Annotated in this window: 26 protein-coding genes; 16 read left to right on the top strand and 10 right to left on the bottom strand. The window is 34.3% G+C overall.

What is annotated here, in order from left to right; genetic code table 11:
* Positions 1-271: 271 nt before the first annotated feature.
* Complete coding sequence (locus J2T59_RS04550; protein WP_259134423.1) at positions 272-397, bottom strand: hypothetical protein; 126 nt, start codon at positions 395-397, stop codon at positions 272-274.
* Positions 398-629: 232 nt separating this feature from the next.
* Positions 630-812, bottom strand: a complete 183-nt coding sequence (locus J2T59_RS04545) for a hypothetical protein (protein WP_259134421.1) — start codon at positions 810-812, stop codon at positions 630-632.
* A gap of 130 nt (positions 813-942) precedes the next feature.
* Here J2T59_RS04545 and J2T59_RS04540 point away from each other — a divergent pair, with 130 nt between their 5' ends.
* Both J2T59_RS04540 and J2T59_RS04535 read left to right on the top strand, forming a co-directional pair.
* Positions 943-1,086 (top strand): hypothetical protein, encoded by a 144-nt coding sequence (locus J2T59_RS04540; RefSeq protein WP_259134557.1) that lies wholly within the window; start codon positions 943-945, stop codon positions 1,084-1,086.
* The gene (locus J2T59_RS04535; protein WP_259134552.1) at positions 1,028-1,615 is read left to right on the top strand and encodes a DNA alkylation repair protein; all 588 of its coding nucleotides are present in this window, start codon (positions 1,028-1,030) and stop codon (positions 1,613-1,615) included. Before J2T59_RS04540 ends, J2T59_RS04535 begins: the two co-directional genes overlap by 59 nt.
* Positions 1,616-2,010: 395 nt before the next feature.
* Here the strand turns inward: J2T59_RS04535 and J2T59_RS04530 are convergent, their stop codons facing one another.
* The 3 genes from J2T59_RS04530 to J2T59_RS04520 form a co-directional block, all read right to left on the bottom strand.
* Positions 2,011-3,030: an MtaA/CmuA family methyltransferase gene (locus J2T59_RS04530; protein ID WP_259134420.1), complete on the bottom strand. Its 1,020-nt coding sequence runs from the start codon at positions 3,028-3,030 to the stop codon at positions 2,011-2,013.
* A 285-nt stretch (positions 3,031-3,315) separates the two neighbouring features.
* Complete coding sequence (locus J2T59_RS04525) at positions 3,316-3,750, bottom strand: nucleoside deaminase (protein ID WP_259134418.1); 435 nt, start codon at positions 3,748-3,750, stop codon at positions 3,316-3,318.
* An 84-nt stretch (positions 3,751-3,834) separates the two neighbouring features.
* The gene (locus J2T59_RS04520) at positions 3,835-4,074 is read right to left on the bottom strand and encodes a hypothetical protein (protein WP_259134416.1); all 240 of its coding nucleotides are present in this window, start codon (positions 4,072-4,074) and stop codon (positions 3,835-3,837) included.
* 335 nt (positions 4,075-4,409) lie between these two features.
* Between J2T59_RS04520 and J2T59_RS04515 the strand changes: the two genes are divergently transcribed.
* The 9 genes from J2T59_RS04515 to J2T59_RS04475 all read left to right on the top strand — a co-directional run bounded on the left by J2T59_RS04515 (position 4,410) and on the right by J2T59_RS04475 (position 9,077).
* Positions 4,410-4,652, top strand: a complete 243-nt coding sequence (locus J2T59_RS04515) for a hypothetical protein (RefSeq protein ID WP_259134414.1) — start codon at positions 4,410-4,412, stop codon at positions 4,650-4,652.
* A gap of 97 nt (positions 4,653-4,749) precedes the next feature.
* Entirely contained in the window at positions 4,750-5,781 is a 1,032-nt protein-coding gene (locus J2T59_RS04510) for a hypothetical protein (RefSeq protein WP_259134412.1), read from the top strand.
* The gene (locus J2T59_RS04505; RefSeq protein ID WP_259134408.1) at positions 5,781-6,263 is read left to right on the top strand and encodes a hypothetical protein; all 483 of its coding nucleotides are present in this window, start codon (positions 5,781-5,783) and stop codon (positions 6,261-6,263) included. Before J2T59_RS04510 ends, J2T59_RS04505 begins: the two co-directional genes overlap by 1 nt.
* Positions 6,264-6,278: 15 nt before the next feature.
* Positions 6,279-7,157, top strand: coding sequence for an encapsulin (locus tag J2T59_RS04500; protein WP_259134405.1), 879 nt, complete (start codon positions 6,279-6,281; stop codon positions 7,155-7,157).
* 23 nt (positions 7,158-7,180) lie between these two features.
* A complete protein-coding gene (locus J2T59_RS04495; protein WP_259134404.1) occupies positions 7,181-7,651 on the top strand; it encodes a hypothetical protein in 471 nt (156 codons plus the stop codon).
* A gap of 6 nt (positions 7,652-7,657) precedes the next feature.
* On the top strand, positions 7,658-8,041 hold the full coding sequence (locus tag J2T59_RS04490) for a hypothetical protein (RefSeq protein ID WP_259134403.1): 384 nt from the start codon (positions 7,658-7,660) through the stop codon (positions 8,039-8,041).
* 6 nt (positions 8,042-8,047) lie between these two features.
* The gene (locus J2T59_RS04485) at positions 8,048-8,410 is read left to right on the top strand and encodes a hypothetical protein (protein ID WP_259134402.1); all 363 of its coding nucleotides are present in this window, start codon (positions 8,048-8,050) and stop codon (positions 8,408-8,410) included.
* Positions 8,407-8,664 carry a hypothetical protein gene (locus J2T59_RS04480; protein ID WP_259134401.1) on the top strand — a complete coding sequence of 86 codons (258 nt, stop codon included), beginning with the start codon at positions 8,407-8,409 and terminating at the stop codon, positions 8,662-8,664. The genes J2T59_RS04485 and J2T59_RS04480 overlap by 4 nt, the downstream gene beginning before the upstream one ends.
* Positions 8,664-9,077, top strand: coding sequence for an HK97-gp10 family putative phage morphogenesis protein (locus J2T59_RS04475; protein WP_259134400.1), 414 nt, complete (start codon positions 8,664-8,666; stop codon positions 9,075-9,077). Before J2T59_RS04480 ends, J2T59_RS04475 begins: the two co-directional genes overlap by 1 nt.
* Positions 9,078-9,395: 318 nt before the next feature.
* On the opposite strand, the gene J2T59_RS04470 is transcribed toward J2T59_RS04475, so the two are convergent.
* The 5 genes from J2T59_RS04470 to J2T59_RS04450 all read right to left on the bottom strand — a co-directional run bounded on the left by J2T59_RS04470 (position 9,396) and on the right by J2T59_RS04450 (position 21,135).
* Positions 9,396-12,332 (bottom strand): DEAD/DEAH box helicase, encoded by a 2,937-nt coding sequence (locus J2T59_RS04470; protein WP_259134399.1) that lies wholly within the window; start codon positions 12,330-12,332, stop codon positions 9,396-9,398.
* A gap of 1 nt (position 12,333) precedes the next feature.
* A complete protein-coding gene (locus tag J2T59_RS04465; protein WP_259134398.1) occupies positions 12,334-12,729 on the bottom strand; it encodes a (deoxy)nucleoside triphosphate pyrophosphohydrolase in 396 nt (131 codons plus the stop codon).
* Positions 12,730-13,070: 341 nt separating this feature from the next.
* Positions 13,071-15,179, bottom strand: coding sequence for a histidine kinase dimerization/phosphoacceptor domain -containing protein (locus J2T59_RS04460; RefSeq protein WP_259134395.1), 2,109 nt, complete (start codon positions 15,177-15,179; stop codon positions 13,071-13,073).
* Between the two features lie 176 nt (positions 15,180-15,355).
* Entirely contained in the window at positions 15,356-19,435 is a 4,080-nt protein-coding gene (locus J2T59_RS04455; protein ID WP_259134392.1) for a PAS domain S-box protein, read from the bottom strand.
* Positions 19,436-20,085: 650 nt separating this feature from the next.
* Positions 20,086-21,135 (bottom strand): hypothetical protein, encoded by a 1,050-nt coding sequence (locus J2T59_RS04450; protein WP_259134390.1) that lies wholly within the window; start codon positions 21,133-21,135, stop codon positions 20,086-20,088.
* 495 nt (positions 21,136-21,630) lie between these two features.
* On the opposite strand from J2T59_RS04450, the gene gp17 reads away from it, so the two are divergent.
* The 5 genes from gp17 to J2T59_RS04425 form a co-directional block, all read left to right on the top strand.
* The gene (gp17, locus tag J2T59_RS04445) at positions 21,631-22,011 is read left to right on the top strand and encodes a tail completion protein gp17 (RefSeq protein WP_259134388.1); all 381 of its coding nucleotides are present in this window, start codon (positions 21,631-21,633) and stop codon (positions 22,009-22,011) included.
* A 30-nt stretch (positions 22,012-22,041) separates the two neighbouring features.
* Complete coding sequence (locus J2T59_RS04440) at positions 22,042-22,836, top strand: hypothetical protein (protein WP_259134384.1); 795 nt, start codon at positions 22,042-22,044, stop codon at positions 22,834-22,836.
* 2 nt (positions 22,837-22,838) lie between these two features.
* Positions 22,839-23,195, top strand: coding sequence for a hypothetical protein (locus J2T59_RS04435; protein WP_259134381.1), 357 nt, complete (start codon positions 22,839-22,841; stop codon positions 23,193-23,195).
* Between the two features lie 35 nt (positions 23,196-23,230).
* Positions 23,231-23,494, top strand: coding sequence for a hypothetical protein (locus J2T59_RS04430; RefSeq protein WP_259134377.1), 264 nt, complete (start codon positions 23,231-23,233; stop codon positions 23,492-23,494).
* 5 nt (positions 23,495-23,499) lie between these two features.
* On the top strand, positions 23,500-24,041 hold a 542-nt coding region (locus J2T59_RS04425), incomplete at its 3' end, for a hypothetical protein (protein ID WP_259134374.1).

The raw sequence follows: 24,041 nt of genomic DNA, 5'->3' as shown, positions 1-24,041 counted from the left end.
TAACTGGTTATGAAATTATTTTTTTAAGCTGATATCAAGGATATTTAATGAAAATCATTTTTTTATTGTTGTTCTTTTTCACCTGAAGTATCGGAGAGTCTGCACATTGATCTTTTATACTTTTCAAACCTAGCCTCATCTTTAGGAGTAGGATTTGGGATTCTTTTCCGGTACATATTATCTTCTAGGTCTGCTATTTTGATCTTACATGCAGTTTGGTCCAGTAAAACCCTATCAATAAACTGGTCATAATTCTCATCATCTCTTTTAGTTAGATGGTAAGTATCTCGATAACCTCTTCTGAAAAACCTTCAGCCCTGAGATCTTCAAATGTTATTTCAGAATCCTCAACAACATCATGCAATACTGCACAAGTTCGTTCAAAGTCAGTTTTCATATTGAGCATTACTCTAAGAGGATGGAGGATGTAAGGATTGTTTCCTTTATCCAGCTGTCCTTCATGTGCTTTACATGCAATTGAAATGGCTTTGTTTAACAGAAAAATAACCCCTTATCTAATAGATTTTATAGTCATGTATTGCTTTCATCGTGATTTTTATTTATAGGTTTTGAACCATTTAACTTCACCACAAAAAGGTTACATAGTATTGATCTTCAAGTTAAACATATTAATTTCCATCTCTTTTACAAAGATTCCCTGTAAGTATTATACACATTATAGCCCCTGCCCCATATATTGGTATCAACTGTACAAAAACCCCAGTTTCCCTTAATACAAAAGCTGATGCAAAAATAACTGCTGCCCATATCAGAGCTATTCCAATTACGGTCATGTTACACTTTTTACTCATGTGTGAATATAGTTTTCCTATCTTTTAATACCTTTCTAGAATTATGAAACAACTTGATACTCATTTAAGGCAACTAGTCATATCTGGGAACTAGAAAGTCCTTATATACTAATTATTTCAAGACATATATATGGATGATTTAATCTCTCTGATCAGAGCAGAATTCGAGTCGTTTTTTCAAGGAAAATGTCAAATGTTATGGGGTGAAGACTGCCATTGTCACCAAGATGGCGAAGAAATATTTCAATTTAGTGTCCGAAAAAAGCAAGAATGAAATATATTCTTATTGTGAGGAATTGTTGATATCAGATTATTTGGAAGAATCTTTTATTGCATTTAAGTGGGCATATAGCCTAAAAGATCAGTATGAGCCTGAGGATTTTGCTGTCTTTGAAAGATGGATTGGTGATTATGTTAATAACTGGGCAAAGTGTGATACTCTCTGTAATCATACTATAGGTACTTTCATTCAAATGTACCCTCAGTATATTGATTCACTTAAAAACTGGGCATCTTCACAGAATCGGTGGTATAGACGTGCTGCTGCAGTCTCATTAATAGTGCCTGCACGTAAAGGAGAATTTTTTAATGAGATATTGGAGATTGCTGATATGCTACTCACAGATGATGATGACCTGGTTAGAAAAGGGTATGGTTGGATGCTAAAGGAAGCTAGTAGAGAGCATCAGCAAGAAATATTTGAGTATGTTATGCAACACAAGAAGATTATGCCAAGAACATCCCTTAGGTATGCAATTGAGAAGTTTCCAAAGGATATGAAGAATAAAGCTATGGAAAAATAAGCTTTTAGCTTAACAATATTTTTACAAAACACATGACCTTGATAGTAAGCTAAACTTTTCATACATGAGTATATTAGTAACTATTTTTTAAGGTTTTTTTACAAGGTTTAACTTATTAAACTGTATTGCTCCGCCTTTAATATTCTATAATCATACCGTTTATGCATGAACTCTATATGCGTATGAACCTATACCTAAATTGTAAGAATATCCATCAGCAAGCTTGCAAGAAATTAGTGTATACTGCCATTATGTATGAAATGTAGCTACTGCCATTATGTATGAAATGTAGCATATGATATAGTTCATATCTTAAAAAAATATAACTGGTATTTGACCAGTTAAATAATTCATTTACATGAACATTGCCATTAGATACATTAAGCACTTTACAGTTAATTAGTTCCATTCATTCTAGTAGCTTCTACAAGTGCTTTTAGGTTGCTATCAGGCGTATTTGAGACCACTGCACAGCCTGGTGCTGGAATATCAACACCTTGATTCAATACATTTTTTACCTCTTCTGCTACTTTTTCAGGAGTACCTTGATACAAATTACCACTCGGGTCAAGATTTCCTATATATCTTGCATTGTTTATTTGGTCAAGAGCTTGCTGTACATTGGTCTTATGGTCAAGGCTGATACCATCAGTACCTGTCATATCAAGAAGGTCTAGTATTTGATCATTATTCCCACATACATGTATCACTGAGATAGCACCTAGGTCATGGATCGTGTCAACTACCTTTTGCTGGTAGCTTTGTGCAAACTTAGTATAATAGTCTCTTCCTAGAAGTTGACCATTGCATACAGGATCCAGCATGACCACATATTCAACTCCTCTTTCGACCATAGCTCTAGCATACTCCTTATTGAACTCTGAAGTGAATTCAAGAAGGTTAGGGACCAGTTCATCGTTCTGAGCCATGTTCACAAAGAAACGTGCACCATTGAGGTTTTCTGCTAGTGTCACTGGCCCTAGCATTGAACCGATTAGCGGAACTTCAGGATATTCCTTTTTCAAGATCTCAATTGATTCAAGGATTGTTGCAACTTCTCCTTGCATCATATCGATCGATCTGAGTGAGTTTATATCTTCACTGTCCTTGACAACACTGCCCTGTACACTTGGAGGTATATTTGGACTACCATCCTTTACTTTACAACCAAATAACTTGGGTTCTGCAGTACAATTAAAGGGAACTCTGATAGATTCAAATCCTATGTGATCATGACCTGCTGCTGCCAATTTAACCATTTTATCTGTATTTAAATGTGCATCTGGCCAAAAAGAACCAGTAGATTCCATCTGACCAACTGTCGCTGTTTGAGTAAAGCAAACAGCAGGTGGTCTATCTATATCTTTACCATTGAAGCATCTAGAAAGTCTTTCTTTGAAGGTATATTCTTCCATTGTTAAACACATCCTATTCTTCTATTTTCAAATAGGCGTGGTAGAGAAAAGCGGGTACGACCGGTAAATCCAATCCTTTGATTTGGAAGATCACTATCTTGTCAAATCCTTTTATGTGAGATTAATATAAAAATGTAATCATATTTGGATATTTTTCATAGTAAATCATTTTACAGCAGGAGTTAAACATCATAGTGAACTAAAACCTAAGTTTTATTGTTTACAAAAAGTGGGTAGAAACGAGTGCTTAGAATAAATCAGCAGTTAATCGAAATTATCTTTACTTTATTCTTTGCCTATATCTTCAAACCATATTTCTTTATTTTCCTGTATGAACTTTTGCATAATACCTTTACATTTTGAATCATTAAGATTAATAACTTCAATATCATGCTCTTCCATAAACTCTAAGGCACCTGTAAAGTTTTCTGCCTCTCCAACAATAACTTTCTTGATACCAAACTGTACTGCAGCACCTGCACAAAGGTAGCATGGCATTAGCGTTGAATATAATATAGTATCACCATATGTTTCTATTCTTCCCGCATCCCTCAAACAAACAATTTCTGCATGGGCCATAGGGTCATTTTCCTGGATCCTCATATTGTGGCCTTTCCCAACAACTTTTCCATTTTTGACAAGAGCCGAGCCTATCGGTATACCACCTTCATTAAGTCCTTTTTGTGCTTCTTCAAGTGCAGCTTCCATAAACTTATCCATTAAATCACCTGTAAGTAGTACATTATCTTATTACACTCCTCACACATGTTATGTACTTAAAATGATATATGCAACCTATTCTTATTATTCCTTATTATCCATTTGATATGAGTTGATTGAGATTGTATCCAGAGCTGATCGTATAGACTCCCAATAAACATCTGATGCCATTATGCCTTTGGAAACTTTCTCTGCAAATAATTCCATGGATTCTTTAGACATATTTTCAATCACATTCTTCATCTCTAAATTATCCTCACCAACCTCACACAACAAGTCTTCTTTAGTTATCACCATATACGGCAATCTTGTTTTATCTTCCATAATATCACAACATTTTCATGGTTAAAAATAGTTTTAGTATTCCAATCAATATAACAGGTTTCCAAACAATTTTCAATTAGAATTTTTCATTGATTGAAGTTCAATAAATGTTCATTGTCCACATTAAAACAAATCTTGTTATTTTATATTCTTTGTCATATGTCCAGTTTTTAGTATGAAAACCATATACGCCATCAATATAAAACATAAATTAAGCTTAAACGATTGAACTGTGTGTTTCTATAAATATGTCTACTTGTCGATTAATAGCAAGGGCTATATAGAATGAAACTGTGTTTACTGCAGTTAAAATTAAGATTTAAAGAGGATTAATTATGAAATATGTACCGTATTATATATCGATACTTGGATTCTTTCTCACCCTAGTATTCTCTTACTTGATAGGAAGTTATTATGGCATTGAATGGTTGGTATTCTATGATCTAGATACGGCTTCAGGTGGCTTTACATTAGAAGCAGGTATTTCATGGATTCCAATAATAATAGCATTGCTGGTAGCTTATTTGGGTTGGAAAATAGGTTTGAAAAGATTTCCTGATGAAAATTCAGGAAATTAAATAATTTACATTCTTTTCTTTTTTTAAATATAGACCAAAACCAAGTTTTTTCGTTGTATTAACCTTATATACCGGTTGTATACGTGCATTTCTTATAATGGTCTTGATTGAAGGTATTGCATTTCCTGTAGGAAAGATCAACAAGAACGGGTGGGGTATACCCTCTTCAGAAAGAGATAATGCCATAAGCTCACTTCTAAGATCTGTTGTACGGATATGCTCCAGAGATAATGAACACGGTTGTGACCTTACCGAAGATCCTAAAGGGGAAATTGGGAGAGTGGTAGATGCATGGTCCATAGATGATGATATATGGATACGTGCAGAGATTACTGATCTGGTAGCTCAACAGAAGATCGTTGAAGGTACATGGGAACACACGTGGTCAGTTTTTGGTATATCAGAATCGCTAAATGAAGGGTGGGTAGAAGGATATGAGAACCGTAGTGTAACTCTTGTCCGTAATCCTGCATGGAATGAAGCAACGTTCACTCTACTTAACGCAAGTCATGGCAATCCTCTCGAAAAAGACCAGCTTAAACTCGTATCGAGATACAGTATACTCGAAACAAACAACGGAGGAGGTACAAAACCCATGTCAAACTTTGAGTCCCAGCAAGAAACGAAAGAAACTGAACCTGAAATGAATCAAGATGGAAAAATGAGAATCGATAGTACTCAATTAGCTTCATTGCAAGCAGAGAACCAGAAACTTAAGGAAGACCTCACTGACCTCAACATATCCTTTGAAACTTTAAAAAAGGAACATGAGTCCATAGTCATGTCAGCAGCCGAACGAATACCTGCAGAGAAAGTACAAGAGATGGTGGATGAACGTGCAAAGAAAATGTCAGCTGCGTTAATGAATGAGTGGAAAGAGGAGCAGGAAAAGAACAGAGCTACTGAAAAGTATACAAGGTCTGCCATGGCAGCCGGTCTTGAACCCGACCTCAAATTGATCAAGAACATGTCATCAGAACAAATTGAGAAATTGGCTGCATCCTATGAACGCATTGCACCCTATTCCACCAGCAGATCATTCAATATCACATATCCTGATGAGAACGGGAAAAAGGTTAGCAGTTTAGGCAAATGGAACGAAGCTGAGAAAAGGTGGGAGGATTTCTGATGACATATTATGGATTGCAAGCTCCATTAAATGATGTTATCATGGGTCAACCAACTCCAAACGAGTACCTGAAAGCTGAAACTGATAATATCAAACCCGGTTTGTTAATTAAAAAAGGGTCTGACCAGTCCTTAATAACTATATGTGATGCTGAAGGTCAACCTGGCGGCTGGGCGGGATATGGTGCAGGTGCCACATTCAAGCCAGTTGATAGAGATACACCTTATTCTATCAACGACATGGTACCCGTACATAACGGTACTGGATTCTTTGTAGTAGCTATTTTAGCTGAGGATCAGCAAGTGAACAAAAATGAACCTTTAGTGCCAGCAGATAATGGTGAGGTACAAGCAGTACCAGTTGAAGAAGGTGAAGGTGAAGGTGAAAATAATAGTGGAGTGAATTTCCATGTAGGTTATGCATCACATGATGCTGATTCTACAGGTAATGCTATCAGAATACTGGTAAGGAGTATAATTTGAGTGGAGGTTAAAGGAATGTCAAACGTTTTATTCAATTTTTCTCGTCAGATGGATGCAAAGATACATCCACCATTAAGACAAGTGAACAGGTCAAGAAAATTAGTTGAGATCGTAATAGGAGACGGTTTTGGTGAAACTTCTGTGGATTGGGTCGAATTACAGGAAATGTCAAAGGCTATGGTTAGCTATAATTTCAGTGATGGTAATATCGATACTGTTGATTTCGCATTAACTAACAGCAAGATACCCATTATCTGGAAAGACTATGTCATTGACAGAAGATTATACGAAGCTATGAGGAACAAACGAACTGAGATCGATAGTTCTGCAGCACTGGATGCTGCATACATGGTATCATCAGCCGAAGAGACCATGATACTAAGAGGAGTATCACGAGACGGTACTAATTATGAAATTCCAGGTATGTATGAAGGTGCGGGAAATGATTTTGCTACTACCACCAATGTAGGTGAGTTTGGTGGTATACAAGACGCTGTTGTGGGAGCCTATAATCTGTTCGATACAGATAATGTACCCACAGATGCCTTGAAATGGAACTTAACACTTGCACCTAACATCTATAATAAGGTCATACAGTCAAGGAACAGTAACGGTACAAGAGAACTCCCTGAACTCTCAGACCTTCTTAACGGTGGGAATGTTTTCAAGAGTAACACTCTTGCTGAAGGTACAGGTCTCTTATCCCCAACACCAGATACAGGTAAACAGTATCTCGACTTTTATCTAAGCCAAGAGGTTACTACTGAACACGGTACTGACAGTAAACGACCCACCACGGGCCCTATATACGGCCGTGTATTCGAGGCAGGAGTACTCCGGATAAAAAAAGATTCAGTGCTCTGCAAACTATCTAGCCTTACAACAACTGCATGATATGAGCAAAGGGGTAGTAGAGCATGCAAACCAATGTAAAAGTGAAAATACGGGTCCATAACCTCCAACTTGGACCACATGTTTTTAAGAGAAACGATGTCACTGTAATGGGGTTACAAGATGTTGAGAAACTGGGAACTTCTGTTACAATACTTCCCGAAGAGCCTGAAAAGGGAGCAGGAAAAATCAACCTTAAAAGTTCTAGGAAAAATAAAAAAGGAAATGATATGCACCCCATCGTTTCTACTGGAACAAGTAAATCAAACCAGGATCAAGGGACTGTTAATTCCATAGAACCTGGTTCTTCAGAAGCTGCAGTCGAAAAGGAGATTCATGAAGAAAATATCGAGGTTAAGGAGACTAAGAATGCACGTCCTTCCAGTACCAAAAATGAAAGTATGAATAAGGACACAAATGTAAAAACGAGTTCCAAAAAAACTTTATCTAAAAATAACAGCAAAAATGGAACGGTTAAAGATGATATGGGGACGTGATGGCTATTGTTATGCGATGTCACTGATATTACCAGTTATGTTGAGCCCGAGACGATCGATGTTACCCAGATATCTGAGATCATTCAACAGGCAGAAACCTCGGTCTTACTTCAAGCACGTATAACCAATTCTGATCACCCTTACCTAAAACAGGCATGTATCCATCTATCAGTATCTCTTGTACTACAAAAAATGAAGTATACTGGTGAACTTGCAAATCAGTTAAAGTTAGGGTCAGAGACACAACAAAACGATATTGAGGGACAGATACAGTTTCATGTGAATCAAGCACATGAATATGTTCGCAAGTATCTTTACACTAAAATGAGTAGCAAAGTGATATCTGGTCGAGCTGGGCCAGGTACAGTTAATGCAAGCAGTGGTAGGTGACCTAAGATGACTCTCCATCTGATCGGGTTGATACATACGTGTACATTGACTCTAAAAAAAGAGGTTGGACATGATGAATATGGTTCACCTCTTTATACAGATACTGAAACTCAAACTCAGTGCAGATTTATTACTCGTGGAACTTCTCAAGGTGATATTAAAATGTATGATAGTGGTCCTCGCGTTAGTTCCTCTATATCACTCATATTACCATCAGATGTGGTTGCCAGTGAAGGAATGATAGTTACAAGCTTGAATACAGGATATCAACGTGAATCGGGTTATACTATCACATCAGTACAGCCCGTTTATAATATCTTAACAGATAATGTACACCATTTTGAATGCGAACTAGAGGTTGTGGAATGAGTTTGGAGACTCGTGACATTGTTACAAGGTCCGAATGTACAGAGTACCAAAAATGTATACGTGCTGAAATACGTGAAGCTGTAATAGCCGAAAAGCATGATAGAGAAAAAGAGTTAGCAGAACTTCGTGGTTGGATGGTCAGGATAGAAACTCGAATTGATGCTATGAGCTCAAAACTTTCAGCGGTCATACTTGAGCTGTTAATTGGTCTTATTCTAGTGATTTTAACTATTTTATTTGGGAGTATACATTGATGAAACTGGAATTCAAAATTGAAGGATTTGATGATCTTCAAAAAGAATTTGAGATATTAGGTGACAAGCTCTTGGCCGAAGTCGAGGATGCTGTTATTAAGAGTGCTCATATGGTTGTAAGGGATGCTAAGATCAATTCCAAAAAAGGTCCACCCAAATTCCCATCTCGTAGAACAGGTACTCTTATGAACTCTATCAAAATTCTGAGTGCCAAAAAAGATCGATCTCAAATTGCAGTTGATGTAGGTTCTGATGTAGAGTATGCTCGGCGGGTAGAGTATGGGTTTGTTGGAGTTGATAGTAAAGGTAGAAATTATAACCAACCCCCAAAACCGTTCTTGAGACCTGCTATTGATGAAAATGAGAGAATTATAAAAAGAAAGATTACTAAGAAAATAAGGGATCGTATCTAAAAGTTTGAGCTACATGAATTTAATCAATTTTTAATCCTATATAATGAAATAATTGACCACTTTTTTTGGGTAGGCAACTCATGTTATTCATTTTGTATCTGTATTAAAAAAAGAAACCTTGTGATACCGGAAAAATAATGCTTCTGGAATTCAAAGGTGGAAAATGGCAAAGTGTATGATTCAGCTATTCCCGGCTCACTGGTACTTAATACCTATAATTCCAAAATATATAAGATTATTATTTTTAGTAACATTTGTTATCTTATAGGCTTATAATGTATACTGGTTTTTTTAAATGTTTTAAATACATTTTTGTTTTTAGTTGTCCCATTCAGCTTCTGGTGTAGTAATATATTCATAGATGTTATCTTCAACAGGATGTTTCATCTTGTATCTCACTTTAACAACTGAAACGTTTTTGTTGTTTTCATCTACTAAAGTAGTTTCTTCAAAGCTATCATCAATAGGTGTCACATCACCCATATAATAGAAATCATCACTTTCAGCATTGCTTTTTTTAATAAATAAAAGGATGCGGAGTCCCTTACTATAATTTCTTATAGTAACTACATCATTACTATTTAATGTTCTTCTAGATTTAGACATCCATTCAAATTCAGAATTGTTAACAAAGCCTTCTTCATATTTAGTTGTGCTCGAAATATGTTCTTCTTTGTGATAATTTACGAATATAGGACAGTTTTTCTTTTGAGGATGAATAAGATAACCACCAACATTTTGTGCTAAAGGATTTTGATCCCAATTCAAAATTCGAAAAACATCCTTTCGAGAGTATTTCTGGTATAAGATAAATCCATTTACATACTTATTTTTATCAAAATTCCTATCATATATATTCTCTGAGTAATCAAGCATATCATTTAGAAACCACAAAAATGTTTCATTTTTTAATGATTTTTTAAATTGATCACTCAATAAGAAAATCCCTTTATCATAAAAAATTATTTTAAATCCATATATTTGGCTTAAACTTTCCCTTTTTCCATTGTGATTTTTAGTTACAAAATCAAAATTGATGTTTTTGATACATGATGTAATTGTCTCATCTGAGACAAAAAAGCCATATTTATAATGAATTATCTTTTTGAACTCTTCTTTTTTTAGATATTCTGAATCAATAAGTTTTTTGAGGATGATAATTTCCTCTATTCTTTTACCATTTGCAATTTCATTTGAAAATAGCTCTAGCATTTTAGTTTCTTGTACTGATAATTTATTTTGTACTGATTTTTCTTGGCCTGAGACAAAATTGTAGTAAGATTTAGAATATTTTACATATAATTGTGGATCTCTTGAACCAAACTCTACAAAATCCATCATCATAGGAATTCTACCAAGTTTAAACTTTAAAAGATCGTAGTCTTCAACAAGATCCTTTTTAAGATGTAAGTTTGCCTTATCAATTGATGCAAATATTCTATCATACGTTATTTTATCAAAATTAATGGTTGAAGGTCCGGGGATTAAACTACTTCCACTTAGCATTGATTTCCGCAAATTATCTTTATTGTAAGTGGTATCTCCATATAATGCAATGGGAATCAAGTAATTGTTATCATAATTTCCAATAAAATCAATAATAGTCAAATATTCTTTGTCATTAGCCTTTCTCAAACCCCTTCCAAGCTGCTGAACAAAAATAATTGCGGACTGGGTTGGCCTTAACATTATGACTTGATTTATTTTTGGAATGTCCACTCCTTCATTAAAGATATCAACAGTAAATATATAATCTAGTTTTTCAGAAGGATCCGAACTTTCGAGTCGATTTATTGAATTGGTTCTTTCTTCTTCGCAGCTATTACCAGATAATGAAACTGTTCGATACCCAACTGTATTAAACATCTCTGATAATTTTTCACTTTCTGCAACACTACTACAAAAGATTAATCCTCTTATACAGCCGTTATCACAACCATAGAATTCAGCTTTTTCAATGATTCTATTTACACGTTCTTTTGCAGTTAATAAAGAGAAAGCTGCATTCTCATCTAACATTTTGCCATTTATAGTAACATCAGTTACACCAAAATAATGAAAATTTGACAACATGTTTTCTTTTAGAGCTTTATGTAGTCTGATTTCGTAAGCGATATTATGTTCAAATTGTGAAAATATATTAAATCCATCTGTTCTTTCCGGCGTAGCTGTCATTCCTAATAAAAATTTAGGTTTAAAATAATCGAGTATTTTCTGGTAACTTTCTGCTCCTGCACGATGTGTCTCATCTACAACAATGTAATCAAAATGGTTTTTATCAAATAAATTAAGATGTTCATCTCTGGAAATAGTTTGAACGGTTGAAAAAATAAAATCAGCATCTACTTGTCTTTCGTTACCGGAATAAATTCCCATCTTCCGATTAGTTCCAATAATATTTTTGAAACTATCCATCGATTTTCTGGCTATATTTTTGCGATGAACAATGTATAAAAATTTATCTGGATTGAATTCTTTAACATCAAATGCAGATAAGTAAGTTTTCCCTGTACCTGTAGCAGAGATTAATAGAGCTTTGTTTTTATTTTTTGATCTTAAAGCTCTCAAATTTTTTAAAGCTTCATTTTGCATAGTATTAGGAGTAATTAATTTTCTCTTTATGTTCCCAAATTCTTTTTCAGAAAATGAAGTATATCTCTTTTTCAACTCATAATCAGAAGCATAAGAATTGATGAAATCAATATCAACATCAACAGCATCATTGAATTCTCTTTGAAACTCAATAATAGAATCTTCTATTATTTTTGATTTGTAGGTTGCCGAAATTTTTAAATTCCACTCTCTATTTGAACATAGTGCGTTAGCAGTAAGATTGCTACTCCCAACTACCAAGTTATATTGGTTTTGTTTTTTAAACAAATAGCCTTTCGCATGAAAATCAGAAGATGTTGCAATTTTTAGCTCTACATTTTTTAATTTTAATAAAATTCTTAAAGCTTCGGGTTGGGTGAAATATTGATACTGAGACACTAATATTTTACCATTAATCCCCGTATCTTCAAGTTCTTTCAGTTGATTTATTAGTGAAATAACACCACTTTTGGTTGCAAATGCTACTGAAAACCAAAATTTATCACAATTTTTTAGTTCTTTTGATATAGCTCTCAATACTTTTTTTCCATTATCAGTGTCATTAACTAATAGTGCCGGATGATACTCCTCTTTTGAAGTTAAAGAACTATCAATGAACCCAGTTTTTAAACTATCTAGCAATTGTGTAGAAAAGTTATCCATTTTAATATTCCTTCACTAATCTTGAAACTATTGGAATATCTGCTTCAACCCAATCTAGTTTTTGTAGGTTCTCTGAGTTTAACCATTTGAAATCAATATGTTCCTTCAAATTTAAATCAAGATTTAAAGGTCTACATATAAAACTGTACATCGTAACATTAAAATCAGGATATTGATGATTTACAACTAAAAACTCTTTTTCTATGCTTATATCTAAGTCAAGTTCTTCCAATAACTCACGTTTTAATGCGTCCTTTTTAGATTCCCCGTACTTGATTTTACCACCAGGAAACTCATACTTTAAAGAAATATAATCAAATTTTCCATAATCTCTTTGAACACATAAAATTTTATTATTCTTAATAACTATTGCTGCAACTACATCATAATGTTTCATTTGTATTTAACACCCTATAATAGATAAACTGCCATGTATAAATTGTAAAGTTATACATTTATAGTTTTTTACATGTCACTCATAATTTTTCTAAAAACTCTATACTACTTAATTTAAAATCAAAATAAGTTGAATTAAGTAATTTAGAAATTTAAATTCAAGAATACATACGGTTATACTCGTATCTAGGGATAATACAATTTACAGGAATTTAGAAATGCTTATAAAAAAATAGTTGTAAATAAATTATACTTTCCCATATCATGTTTAGACTCATAAATCAAGAGTCTCCTCCCTAATGTATAGGTAGTTGACTCTATCCTAAAATGCATACAACTCAATTAACCTTGAAATCTTATAATGTATTTAGTACCGTTATATCTAATTAGTTCCATACTGCCCCTTAGTTGTTTAACTAATAGATCAACTATCTTTAATCCCATGGAACACGCATTCTCTATCTCAAAATCTTCAGGTACTCCAATACCATCATCACTTATCTCCAACAAATACTCATCATCAACTTGCCTGAACTTGACATATATTGTACCATTCTTTCGGTCTTTAAATGCATGTTTTAATGAATTGGTAAATAACTCTGTTAAAACAAGGCCAAGTGGAGTAATTGTATCAGTACCGATATAAATTTCATCCATATCATTATCAAATTTTATTTGAGTAGATCCAGTATCATACGATTGGAGTAAGTTTTTCTCCAATGTTTCGATATAACTTGAAATTTCAACACTTGATGGTTTTGAAGAACCGTACAGTTTCTCATGTGCTAATGACATTGATCTGATTCGATTTTGACTGTCCTTGAATGCACATTTAACTTTATCATCATCAAAGTTCTTAGCTTGCATGTTCAGTAAACTTTCAATCACTTGAAGATTGTTTTTGACACGGTGATGTACTTCTTTCAATAATACCTGGTTATATTCCAGTTCCCTTAGTTTTTTATCTTTAGTCACATCCCATACAGTAGATATCATTTTTTGGCTGTTAGGGATTGGAATGTTTCGTGCATTAATGTAAAATGTTCCCTGGCCACTTCTTTTTATAGGAATTTCTGACCACTGCATTTTAGCAGGATCCCCAGTATTAATATCGTCTAATACTTGTTTCATGATAGTTTCTCTATACTCTGGATCTTCATAAACAACTTCCCAAAAATTACCTTGTTCGAGTTCATCACGAGTTATTCTATAAAATTTCAAGAAATTATCGTTCATGTACTCAAATTCAACAGATGAGCCTACTGTGTTTACAGCTACACCTATGGGGAGATGGTCAAGGATTTTGTAGAGAAATTTTTGGTTCTCCCTTAGCTCGTGTTCCACTTGTATTCTCTTTTTCTCAAGTTCAATGTCATAGAATGCAAACGCTAGGTCATCGGCCAGTTCTTTGAACAGGAGTTCTTCTTCTTTATTTGATATGAATTCCAATGGTATGGCTGCGGCCATTACACCATACAATTTTTTGTTGTATTCTATTGGTGCACAGATACTTCCATGTTTTACAGTTTCACTCTTTAATGGACAACCAGCACATTCTTCTTGGTATGCATCATCAAAGTTTACAATGTTTCTACTATCAAGTACTTTTAACATACAAGCAGGGTAGTTCCCATCCAATAGCTCAGATTCAAATTGTTTAAACTCTTCACTCTGGCCAGAAGACGCAACTGTAGATACATTACCATCATCATCAAATAGTGCTACCCAAAGACTGTGATATCCCAATTTTTGAGTTAGGTTATCACATGCTTTATTAATCAATTGTTCTGGATCATCTTCCTTTAAAACTATTTGATTAACATTACTTATACCTCTAAGAACCTGTTTAATGTGCTGCTCATATCCCTCAGCCCTCTTTCTACGGTTGATATTGATTACTAGATACAAAACCATAATAAGAAGGGCAAATGAAAATATGATCCCACTCAAAATAATCAAGTTATTCCAATCTTCTATCTGTTGTTCAGCTCTAACCTGATCGGTTACATCAGCTATAATTGAGAAAAGGTAAGTATTGTCCGAAAGTTCTACAGGAGATGAATACACATTTACGTCCCTCACCTCTCCACTGGCTAGAAGATGTTGAAATTGAAATGATGTTAAGCCAAGAGTCTCAGCACGTTTCATTTCCACTTCGACTTCTTCAGAGGTTAACATGTTGATATCCTGAATTTTCATGTTATGAATATCATCATACCCATAATACTGAGTTGCAGCCTCATTTGCATAAACTATTTCTCCATTTTCAGGGTCAATAAGTAACATTACAGTCCCATGTTTTTGAACCATTTCAAAGAAAAACTGTTCATCTTCCTGATAAGTCACCCCATTATTGATTGGATTTGAAGCAAGTGCAGGTGAAACTAAACTAAAAAATAAAAGATAGACAACTAAACATGATAATACAAAATTAAGTTTTGATAAGGACATAGAGTAACCTCTGATAAAGAAATTTAATGTCAATACCCAATTTTTAGTTCCCTATAAAGAATACTTTAATTTAATTATATTAATATATTTCTTCTTTAAAATGTAACAACTCGTATGTACTTTATAGAATTTAGGCTAGAAGAGCATATAATGGTGTAATTGTAATCCACACTCCTTTAAAACCTGATTGTATAAGTAGTTCCACTAATATTATCAATGTTAATAGTTCCTTGGAGCTGTTGGACCAACATATGTATTATCTTGAAACCTAATGTTTCAAGTTCATTTATATCAATGTCATCTTGGAGCCCAATTCCATCATCTTTGACGAGAAGTTTATAGCCTTCTCCACTTTCCTTAAACGATATGAAAATATGACCATTATCTTTACCAGAAAAGGCGTGCTTGAATGAATTTGTAACAATCTCATTTATAATAAGACCAAGAGGAATGGTTGTATCCATGTTGAGATACAAATCATCTACATCAAATTCTAGATTCACTGGAACATTCACTGAACTGTTCATCTGTGTTATGTGGTTCACCAAACTACTGATATAATCAGATGCCTCAATGCTTGCAACACTATTACCTGCATATAATTTCTCGTGTGCAAGTGACATTGATCTGATTCTTGCTTGACTTTCTTTAAATGCAGCTTTTATATCTTTACCTACGAATAAGCGCGATTGCATGTTCAGTAAGCTGGCTATAACCTGTAAATTGTTCTTAACACGGTGATGTATCTCTTGAACGAGAACTTTATCTCGTTCCAATTGTTCTAATTTCATCCTGTCAGTAACATCTCTTACAAACTCTATGACATTAACAACATTCCCATCATTGTCATTGATTGGGTATGAATAAAGTTCTAATCTTCTACCAGTATCACCTTTTTCATCAGTATATGGTACAATTTGATTACAGGTTTCATTGGTTTCAAGTGTTCTCAAAGTGGGACAGGGTTCACATGGTTTAGTCTTATTGTGAAATGCTTCATAACACTTTTTTCCTTTAAGTGGTAAATTATGATGATACATCTCTTCCATGTACTTATTAGTTTTTTTGATCGTCATATCAGGATCTATAATACAAATTCCATCCTGAATACTCTCAAACATGGTTTCTAGTAATCTTTTACTTTCCAGTATCTCTTCATTGATCCTTTTTCTTTCAGTTATGTCACTTTGAACCCCAATGTAGCCTATTATCCTACCTTTCTCGTCATAGAGACAAGAATAATCACCTTCTACCCATAAGTTTGTACCATCCATACGAGTTTCATAGGTTTCTGTGTAATAACTGCCTTTATCGAATATTTCTCTTCCAATATGCTTCAAAGTTTCCACATCTTGTTCGTATAATTCAATTGGTGTGAGTCCAAGTAAGTCGTTTTCATTTGCTCTATATTGGTTCAAAAATGCCTCGTTTACTTTAACCAGCTTAGCCGTACAAATAGCTTTTTCCAGTACAGCATCTTTATCAACATTATCGTTCCATTCAAATGGCTCATCATTTAGAATAACAAAAAAACCTGCTAAAGCACGTGAAAAGAATTTATTCAGGATCTCTTGGTTTTCAGCTAACTCAATTTGTGTTTTCTTTAGGTCATCTACATTCATAAGAAAGCCAATAACTGATATTGGAGTACCTTCATCATCAATTAGAACTGTTGCTATTTCCTTAACCCAAGCAATTTCACCATCTTTTTTGATGATACGATATTGATAAGTTAAGGGGGTTTCTTGATGTTCTTCAGTTATGCGTTCATTTGCTTCAATTACCATATCCCGATCATCAGGGTGAATTCTTTGTAGGAATGCTTCAAAAGTACCTTCAAACTCCCCTTCTTCTAATCCAAAAAGTTGTTCACATTCCTTTGACCAAAAAAGTGAATTAGTTCTAATATCATTTTCCCAATAGCCAGCTTGGGAAAAACGTTGCACCATGCTCAGTTTATTCTGTTTATCGATCAGTTCTTGTTCTACAATTACGCGGTCAGTGATATCTGTGATGATCCCGTGATTTATTCCAATACTATCAGTGTAATCACATTGTGCATGTTCTTGTACCCATTTAATATCCCCGTCTTTTGTAATGATACGGTATGCTAACTCATAAGGCAAGTCTTCTTCAATACTTCTTTCTACAGTATCACTAACTTTCTGTCGGTCATCTGGGTGTATAATACTAGCATATGACCTTACTTTGTTATCAATGAACTCAGATGATTCATAGCCTGTAATGTCCTTTATTCTTTCACTTAGGTAAAACATGGTCCAATTAGAATCGGCCTTACACCTGAAAATAGCTCCTGGTACGTTATTAATCAGATTTCTAAACTGAGCTTCATTCTGTTTTAATCTATTTTTTGTAGTAACTAGTTCAGTTATGTCCCAGGCAGCACCAACCACCTCTACTCCGCCATCTGAACAAAGGACCAACTTTTGTTTATCCTGTAACCAGTGGTAATTCCCTTGCTTATCCATGATTCTAAATTCTTTTAGGGACATGTTTTCTTTTTTTAGTATTTCAGGAATAGTACTGAACACTAGATGATGATCATCTGGATGAATACAGTCCTTTAAAAAGTCAATATCATTGACAAAATTATCAGGTTCAAACCCTAAGATGTGCTTAACATTCTCATTAACATAATTTATTTTGGGCATTTCATCAACAACGGTGTAAGAGTAAACTATCGCAGGAGTATTTGAGACCAAAGTGTTTAGATGTTGCTCACTTTTAATTAGTTCTTCTTCTGCTATTTTTTGTTTGGTTATATCGTCTGCAACCCCTACAATTGAAACAAGCTTACCAGCTTCAAAAACTGGTTTTTCACTTGTTCGAAGCCATTTGACATGTCCATCCTTACATATTATTCTAAACTCGTAATTCTTTTCACCTGTATTACTTATGTTTTGAACAATATTTGAAACGTAATCAATATCTTCAGAATAAATTAAATCATACGAAGAGCGGCCAACGATATCATTTTCTTCATAACCAAGTATATTGGATAGTACCGGAGAGACATATATCAGCACACCTTCAGGTGTCATTGAATAAATTATAGAGTTAGAATTATTGACAAGCAACTTATACTTCTCTTCACTTTCAATAAGCTTCAATTCTGCTTGTTTTCGTTTAGTTATATCCCTTGAATTGAATATAATTTCATTAGGTTTCCCATCATCTTCAAAGATAATTTTTCCAATAGATTCAAGCCATAAATATGATCCATCGGCGCACCGATACCGCCATTCAAATTTTTTTTCTTTTGTTCCCCTATTGGAAACGAACTCAATAAAAGCCGCTTTTATTCCAGGAAGATCTTCTGGATGAACAAAGTTCAAAACATTTCTTCCAATCAAAGATGAAGAATCATAACCTAAAATGGAGTGAGAAGGACCAACAAATTTGTAATTACCGTCAAAATCGACCAGTGAGATAAGGTCAAACATATTTTTAGAAATGAGTTTTAATCTTGAAATTGCATCTTCAGTAGCTAATTCAGCTTTTTTTTCCTTAGTTATATCAGATATAGATATAATATATTTATTCTGACTTACAGACTCAATATAATGTATTTCAGCCTTAAACCATCTATCATCATCTGGAATGATAGATTGGCATTCAAATGTTTCTTTTTCATTTGACTGTGCTACTTCTTCAAATACGTTTCTAAGATTCTCAGCTAAGTTAGTGGGTATTAGATCAAGTAAATTTTTAGAAATAATATCTTCTTTTGGCAAAAATAATAAGTTACTATCGTCATTGATTACTTTAGTGATAGTGTATTTAGTATCAACTTCAATAATAATGTCATTCAATACTGTAAGGAGATTAGCTTTATCTTCGAGATCCTCTATTTCCTTGCTAATTTTAGTGAATAACGTGATAAAATATTCTTCTTCAGGCGAAAATACATGGATACGGTACCATCTTCCTAAAGGTTCAAAAAACTGTTCAAATACGTCTTCAGTTCCTTCTAATGCAACTTGGCCATAGAATTCAATCCAATTAAATTCACCATCTTTGATACTAGGTAATACCTCAGTTACATTTTTACCAATAATATCATCAGAACATAATCCAGTAATTTCTTCAAACTTTGAATTTACACCAAGGAATTCGTAATCACAAGCATTTCCTGACTCATCAAGCACAATCTTATGATATGCATACGCAAATATTTCTTGCATCTTACCAAGTACTAATTGTGAAATATCAGTATTATTAGCATCAGAAGCCACGACTCTTCTCCCTTTATTAGATGAAAATATTTCAGTCTAATAATTCTTTAAGATTTAAATCTTTTTTTTAAACTACTTAAACTAATCGGCATTGTTCAAGAAAACTTGATAAAATTAAGCTTATTCAGCTTATTCAAAAGAATACTTTCTAATTGATGTTTAGTAAATATCATTTATAAGCTATCATCTCAAACCACTCCTCCGTCAGATATACGGATGAAACATGTTATTTAAATCCATATATATAGGTAGCAAAGCTCTAGCTAATTTGGGAGAAATGGGGGGTGGGGGTCTAATTCAGTGATGCTAGAATTAGAATTAATTAGAACTTTACTACCTAATCAAAGATACGATCTTTTCTTCTAAATAGATGTCTAAAACAGAATACAGATGTTTTTGATTGTTTTCTGAATTTCGGTTTAAGCATTTTTTTACATAAATTGTGGATATGTGGTTCAGGTAAGTGTTTCATTTCTTCAATGTAAAAATCATGTCCCATCGCAAAAGCAAAAGTGCAATTATTCATGTTCATAATTATTAAAGCTCAAAGTGTCTGGAACAGTCCATCTAAATTCATTTTGTTTTAAGCGATTAATAAATTAAAATTAAAAAAGTTAGAAAGGATGGTTGAATAATTGATGAACTTCCTTTCATTTATTCTTGTATTGCATACCCACCATTGCTACCAAAGAAACAGCTAATAATGTAGCCAATATAGTAAATCCTGGCATTTCATCTTCATCAACTGGTTCAGGTACTGGTACTTCTTCTGGTGCTTCATCTTGTGTAAGGTCCACATCATCTGCTATTATCTCAGAGGAGTCGTGTAGTGACCTAGCACTATCCATAATCTCATCAGCTAAACGTTTCATTTCTTCAGCATCGGTGTTAATGTCAAGCTGACCTAACTGATCACCATGCTCTTTGATCAATGCATGCTCTTCTTCAATTTCAGTTGCATAGCTTTGATGTGACTCAGGAGTTTCTTGTTTTATCTGTGAGACCAATGGAGATAATGCAGATGTGACACCGTTTATCATATTAATTCGTCTTGATATTTCATCCTCATCGAAATCACCAGATTCAATTCCAGCATCTAGTTCATTATAAACTATGTTTGCAAACCTTCCAATTGAGTGTGACACCCCATGAACAACTTCACTTTTCCCCATCAATAGAGGGTCAAGATTGGTTTCACTCTGGAATCCAGAAATTATTGCAAGTTCATTTAGTTGAGTTATAAGTTCCTCTAACCTATCATAATCATCTTTTAGATTAGTAGCATAATTTTCATGTGAACTAGGTGTTTCTTGTTCAATATCATCTATCAAATATGAAATGGCATTGGTGGTTCCTTTAAGCATAGTTATACGGCGAGCTATCTCTTCATTATTGAATTCACCAGTTTCCAACCCTTTATTCAATTCAGTAACTGCAATGTTTGCAAATCGGTCAATATCATGTGATACACCATGTACAACTTCTGCTTTACCCATCAATTCAATATCAAGCCCAACTGTAGGCTCAATATCATCGGCTAAATATTCCGATTCATCATGGATACTATCTGCAATTTCAATGATCTCTTCAAGGATACTTACCATTTCAACTTTATCAACATTATGACCATATGCTGAACCAGGTACAAAGATGAGTACCATAACAATGGCCAAAATAAGCATATTAAATATTTTTTTCATACAAAGACCTCTATGAGTTTTACAATACATTATAATATTGACATGAAATATGAATAATTTATAATATATTCATACTAGTTGTTAATAATATACTCTTATTTATTAATTGTCCTTGTAGAACAGTTAGTAGCTTTAAATTAAGAACCATAGCTGATAGGAAAATTGAACTATAAAACGTGAAAAATAGAACTTAGCAGTATGTTTTCTAAAATGAATCTAATATGATTTTAGAATATTTAATTAAAATTTAATACTGCTCATATTCCGTAAATAGGATCAATAAGAGCAGTATTGATGTGATGGTTTACTTTGGTCACTAAATTAATGCAGTAACAATTTTAATTTGTCTATGCATATTTAGTAACACTAACTTATAATATATTATTACTATAGATTAATGTTGCGCTCAGTTTATTTCTCAAATGGTAAATTTTCTAACCTAACATTATCGTTGTATTAACTTTAAATATACGTTGTATACGTGCATTTCTTATAATGACATCTATTCATGTTTCAATACGTACTCTTCTACTTCAAGACCCATTAATAGATGAAATGGTGGATGAACGGATCTACCCACATAAATTACCACTCAATTGCGAATTACCTGCAATCTCAATTCATAGGATAAGTTATCCAATTCATCATATTACTAATACAGCTACTCCTCGTTACCAGGTATCGTGCTGGACACGTTCGTATTCTCAGGCCCAGGAACTCTCAGAAACTGTGATTGAGTGTTTGAACAGGTTCAAGGGTACAGCATCAGGTAATCCAATAAAACAAGTAGTGTACCTTGGTTCTGAGGACGTTTATGAAGATATGACCGAAATATTCCATGTTCCAATTGATTTTAAAGTGATTCATATGAGATGAGATGAAATGAGATGAGATGAGGTAACATAAATGGCACAAACTACAGTACAGAATAAAAACGCGATTCGGTTCGGGTCAGGTAAATTGGAGATCGGACCAAATATTAACAGCCTAATTAATATCGGGGCAGTTAGAAACGCATTATTTCGAGAAGAGTGGGAGGATGTAGAAGTTAGGTCGGATAATGCGGGTGTTATCAAGGTAGGTATAAAGGAACATGTTGCATTCATTGAATGTGATATGATGGAAGTGAACCTTGAGACCATGAAAACAGTACGAGGTAATCTTGATACACTAACAACAGTTGCAGGTGAACCTACCAGTATAGAAGATGAGAGTCATGTACTTGAAAGCACTGATTTTGTGAGATTACAGTACAGGAACGGGGACGGTACTGAGGTTGGATCTATTGTAGTAAAAGACGAGAATGAAACCATACTTACACGGAACACTGATTATGTGCTAGCCATTGATTCTGTAGGTTATACCTGTATTGCCAGAATTGAGAATGGAACTCTATCAAGTGGTGATGAGGTTAAGGTTAGCTACCAATACACTCCCACCAGTGCCATTACAATGACATCTGGAGGTAGGGTCACTATATCTGACAGGGTTATTCGGATAACTAACATCAATGAAAATGAGAAAGAGTTTCGCATTACACTCTATAAAGCCACAATTAATGAAGGAACTGAAATAGAATTTCCTGGAGATGACGATGATGATCCTGCAATGCCTAGATTGGTGATGAAAGGTATACTTGATACTACAAGAGATGTTGGTGACCAGTTGTTCGAGATATATGATGAACAGGGAGTTGAATGAATATGAGTTCAGATATTATCAGGAACTTTGATCACATAATACCACCTAAACGTCTTGCTAAGATCGGGGGTGAAGACGTGGACGTTTCAATATTCTCAACTCGTGCAACTCTGAAACTGATCGAGATGACGGATACTCCTGAAAAGCTTGAACAGCTTGAGAACGGTCAGAATATTGATGGTTTTGTGGACGTGGTTGCAACTGCATGCCAGAGATCTAATCCTGTGATAACCAAGGATTGGTTACTGGATAATATCGATATGATAACTTTAATTGAATTTGCTAAATTCGTACTTGAACCAATTCTTAAAAAAATGGATGAGCTGGATCAAGTGGAGGATAAAACCGGAAAAAACTGAGATTATCCCTAGCTAACATTTTTTGTCAGGTGAGTATGATGTACAGTTGGGCTACACCCACTTATCTTCTTGACCAAATGTCAGTGGACCAAATACTGTTCTATTATGAAAAGGGATTAAATTTTGTTGAATTGAGATCGAAATTGTGCTGGAACGTTCTTGGAGAAGCTATGCAACAAAGCAAGAAAGAAAATGGCAATAATGACAGGAATTCAGAGGAGCTTGGAATAGGGGATAAGGATACACCTGACATTAAACGATTCCATGCTTTGTATGGTGATAAGGTTAAGAGAGGTTAATTGAAGTGTCAGCAGGAATAGGTCAACTTGTAGTCTCTATAATAGGTGATACTCAGAAACTCAAGGAATCGTTTCAAGAGGTAGGTGAACAGGCGAGTAACCTTGGATCTCAGTTCACTCGTGCTGGTGAGACTATGTCACGGGCAGGGTCGGCAATGACCAAAGGAATAACTGTACCACTTACTGCGATAGGTGGAAGCTTAATTGCACTTACCATGAAAACGTCAGAACTAGCTAATGAAATGGCGGATGCTGCTGAACGTGTCAATGTTTCTGCACAATCGTTCCATGCACTCGATTATGCATTAAACAGAACTGGTATGGAGACAAGTGAGGTTGAAAGAGCTCTAAGACGTGTCAATGATACATTAGCAAGAGGTGTGAGTGGGACTGAAAGGACAGTAATGGCCCTGGAACAGCTTGGTATCTCTCAAACCGAAATAGTTGATGGGAGTATTGGAACTGAAGATGCATTTATTCGTATACTCCAGTCATTACATGAAATGGACAATGAATATGAACGGGTTGCACTTGCACAGGAAGTGTT

Source organism: Methanosalsum natronophilum (genome assembly GCF_024808815.1).
GTDB classification, from domain to species: domain Archaea; phylum Halobacteriota; class Methanosarcinia; order Methanosarcinales; family Methanosarcinaceae; genus Methanosalsum; species Methanosalsum natronophilum.
This window is presented reverse-complemented; position numbering and strand designations above follow the sequence as displayed.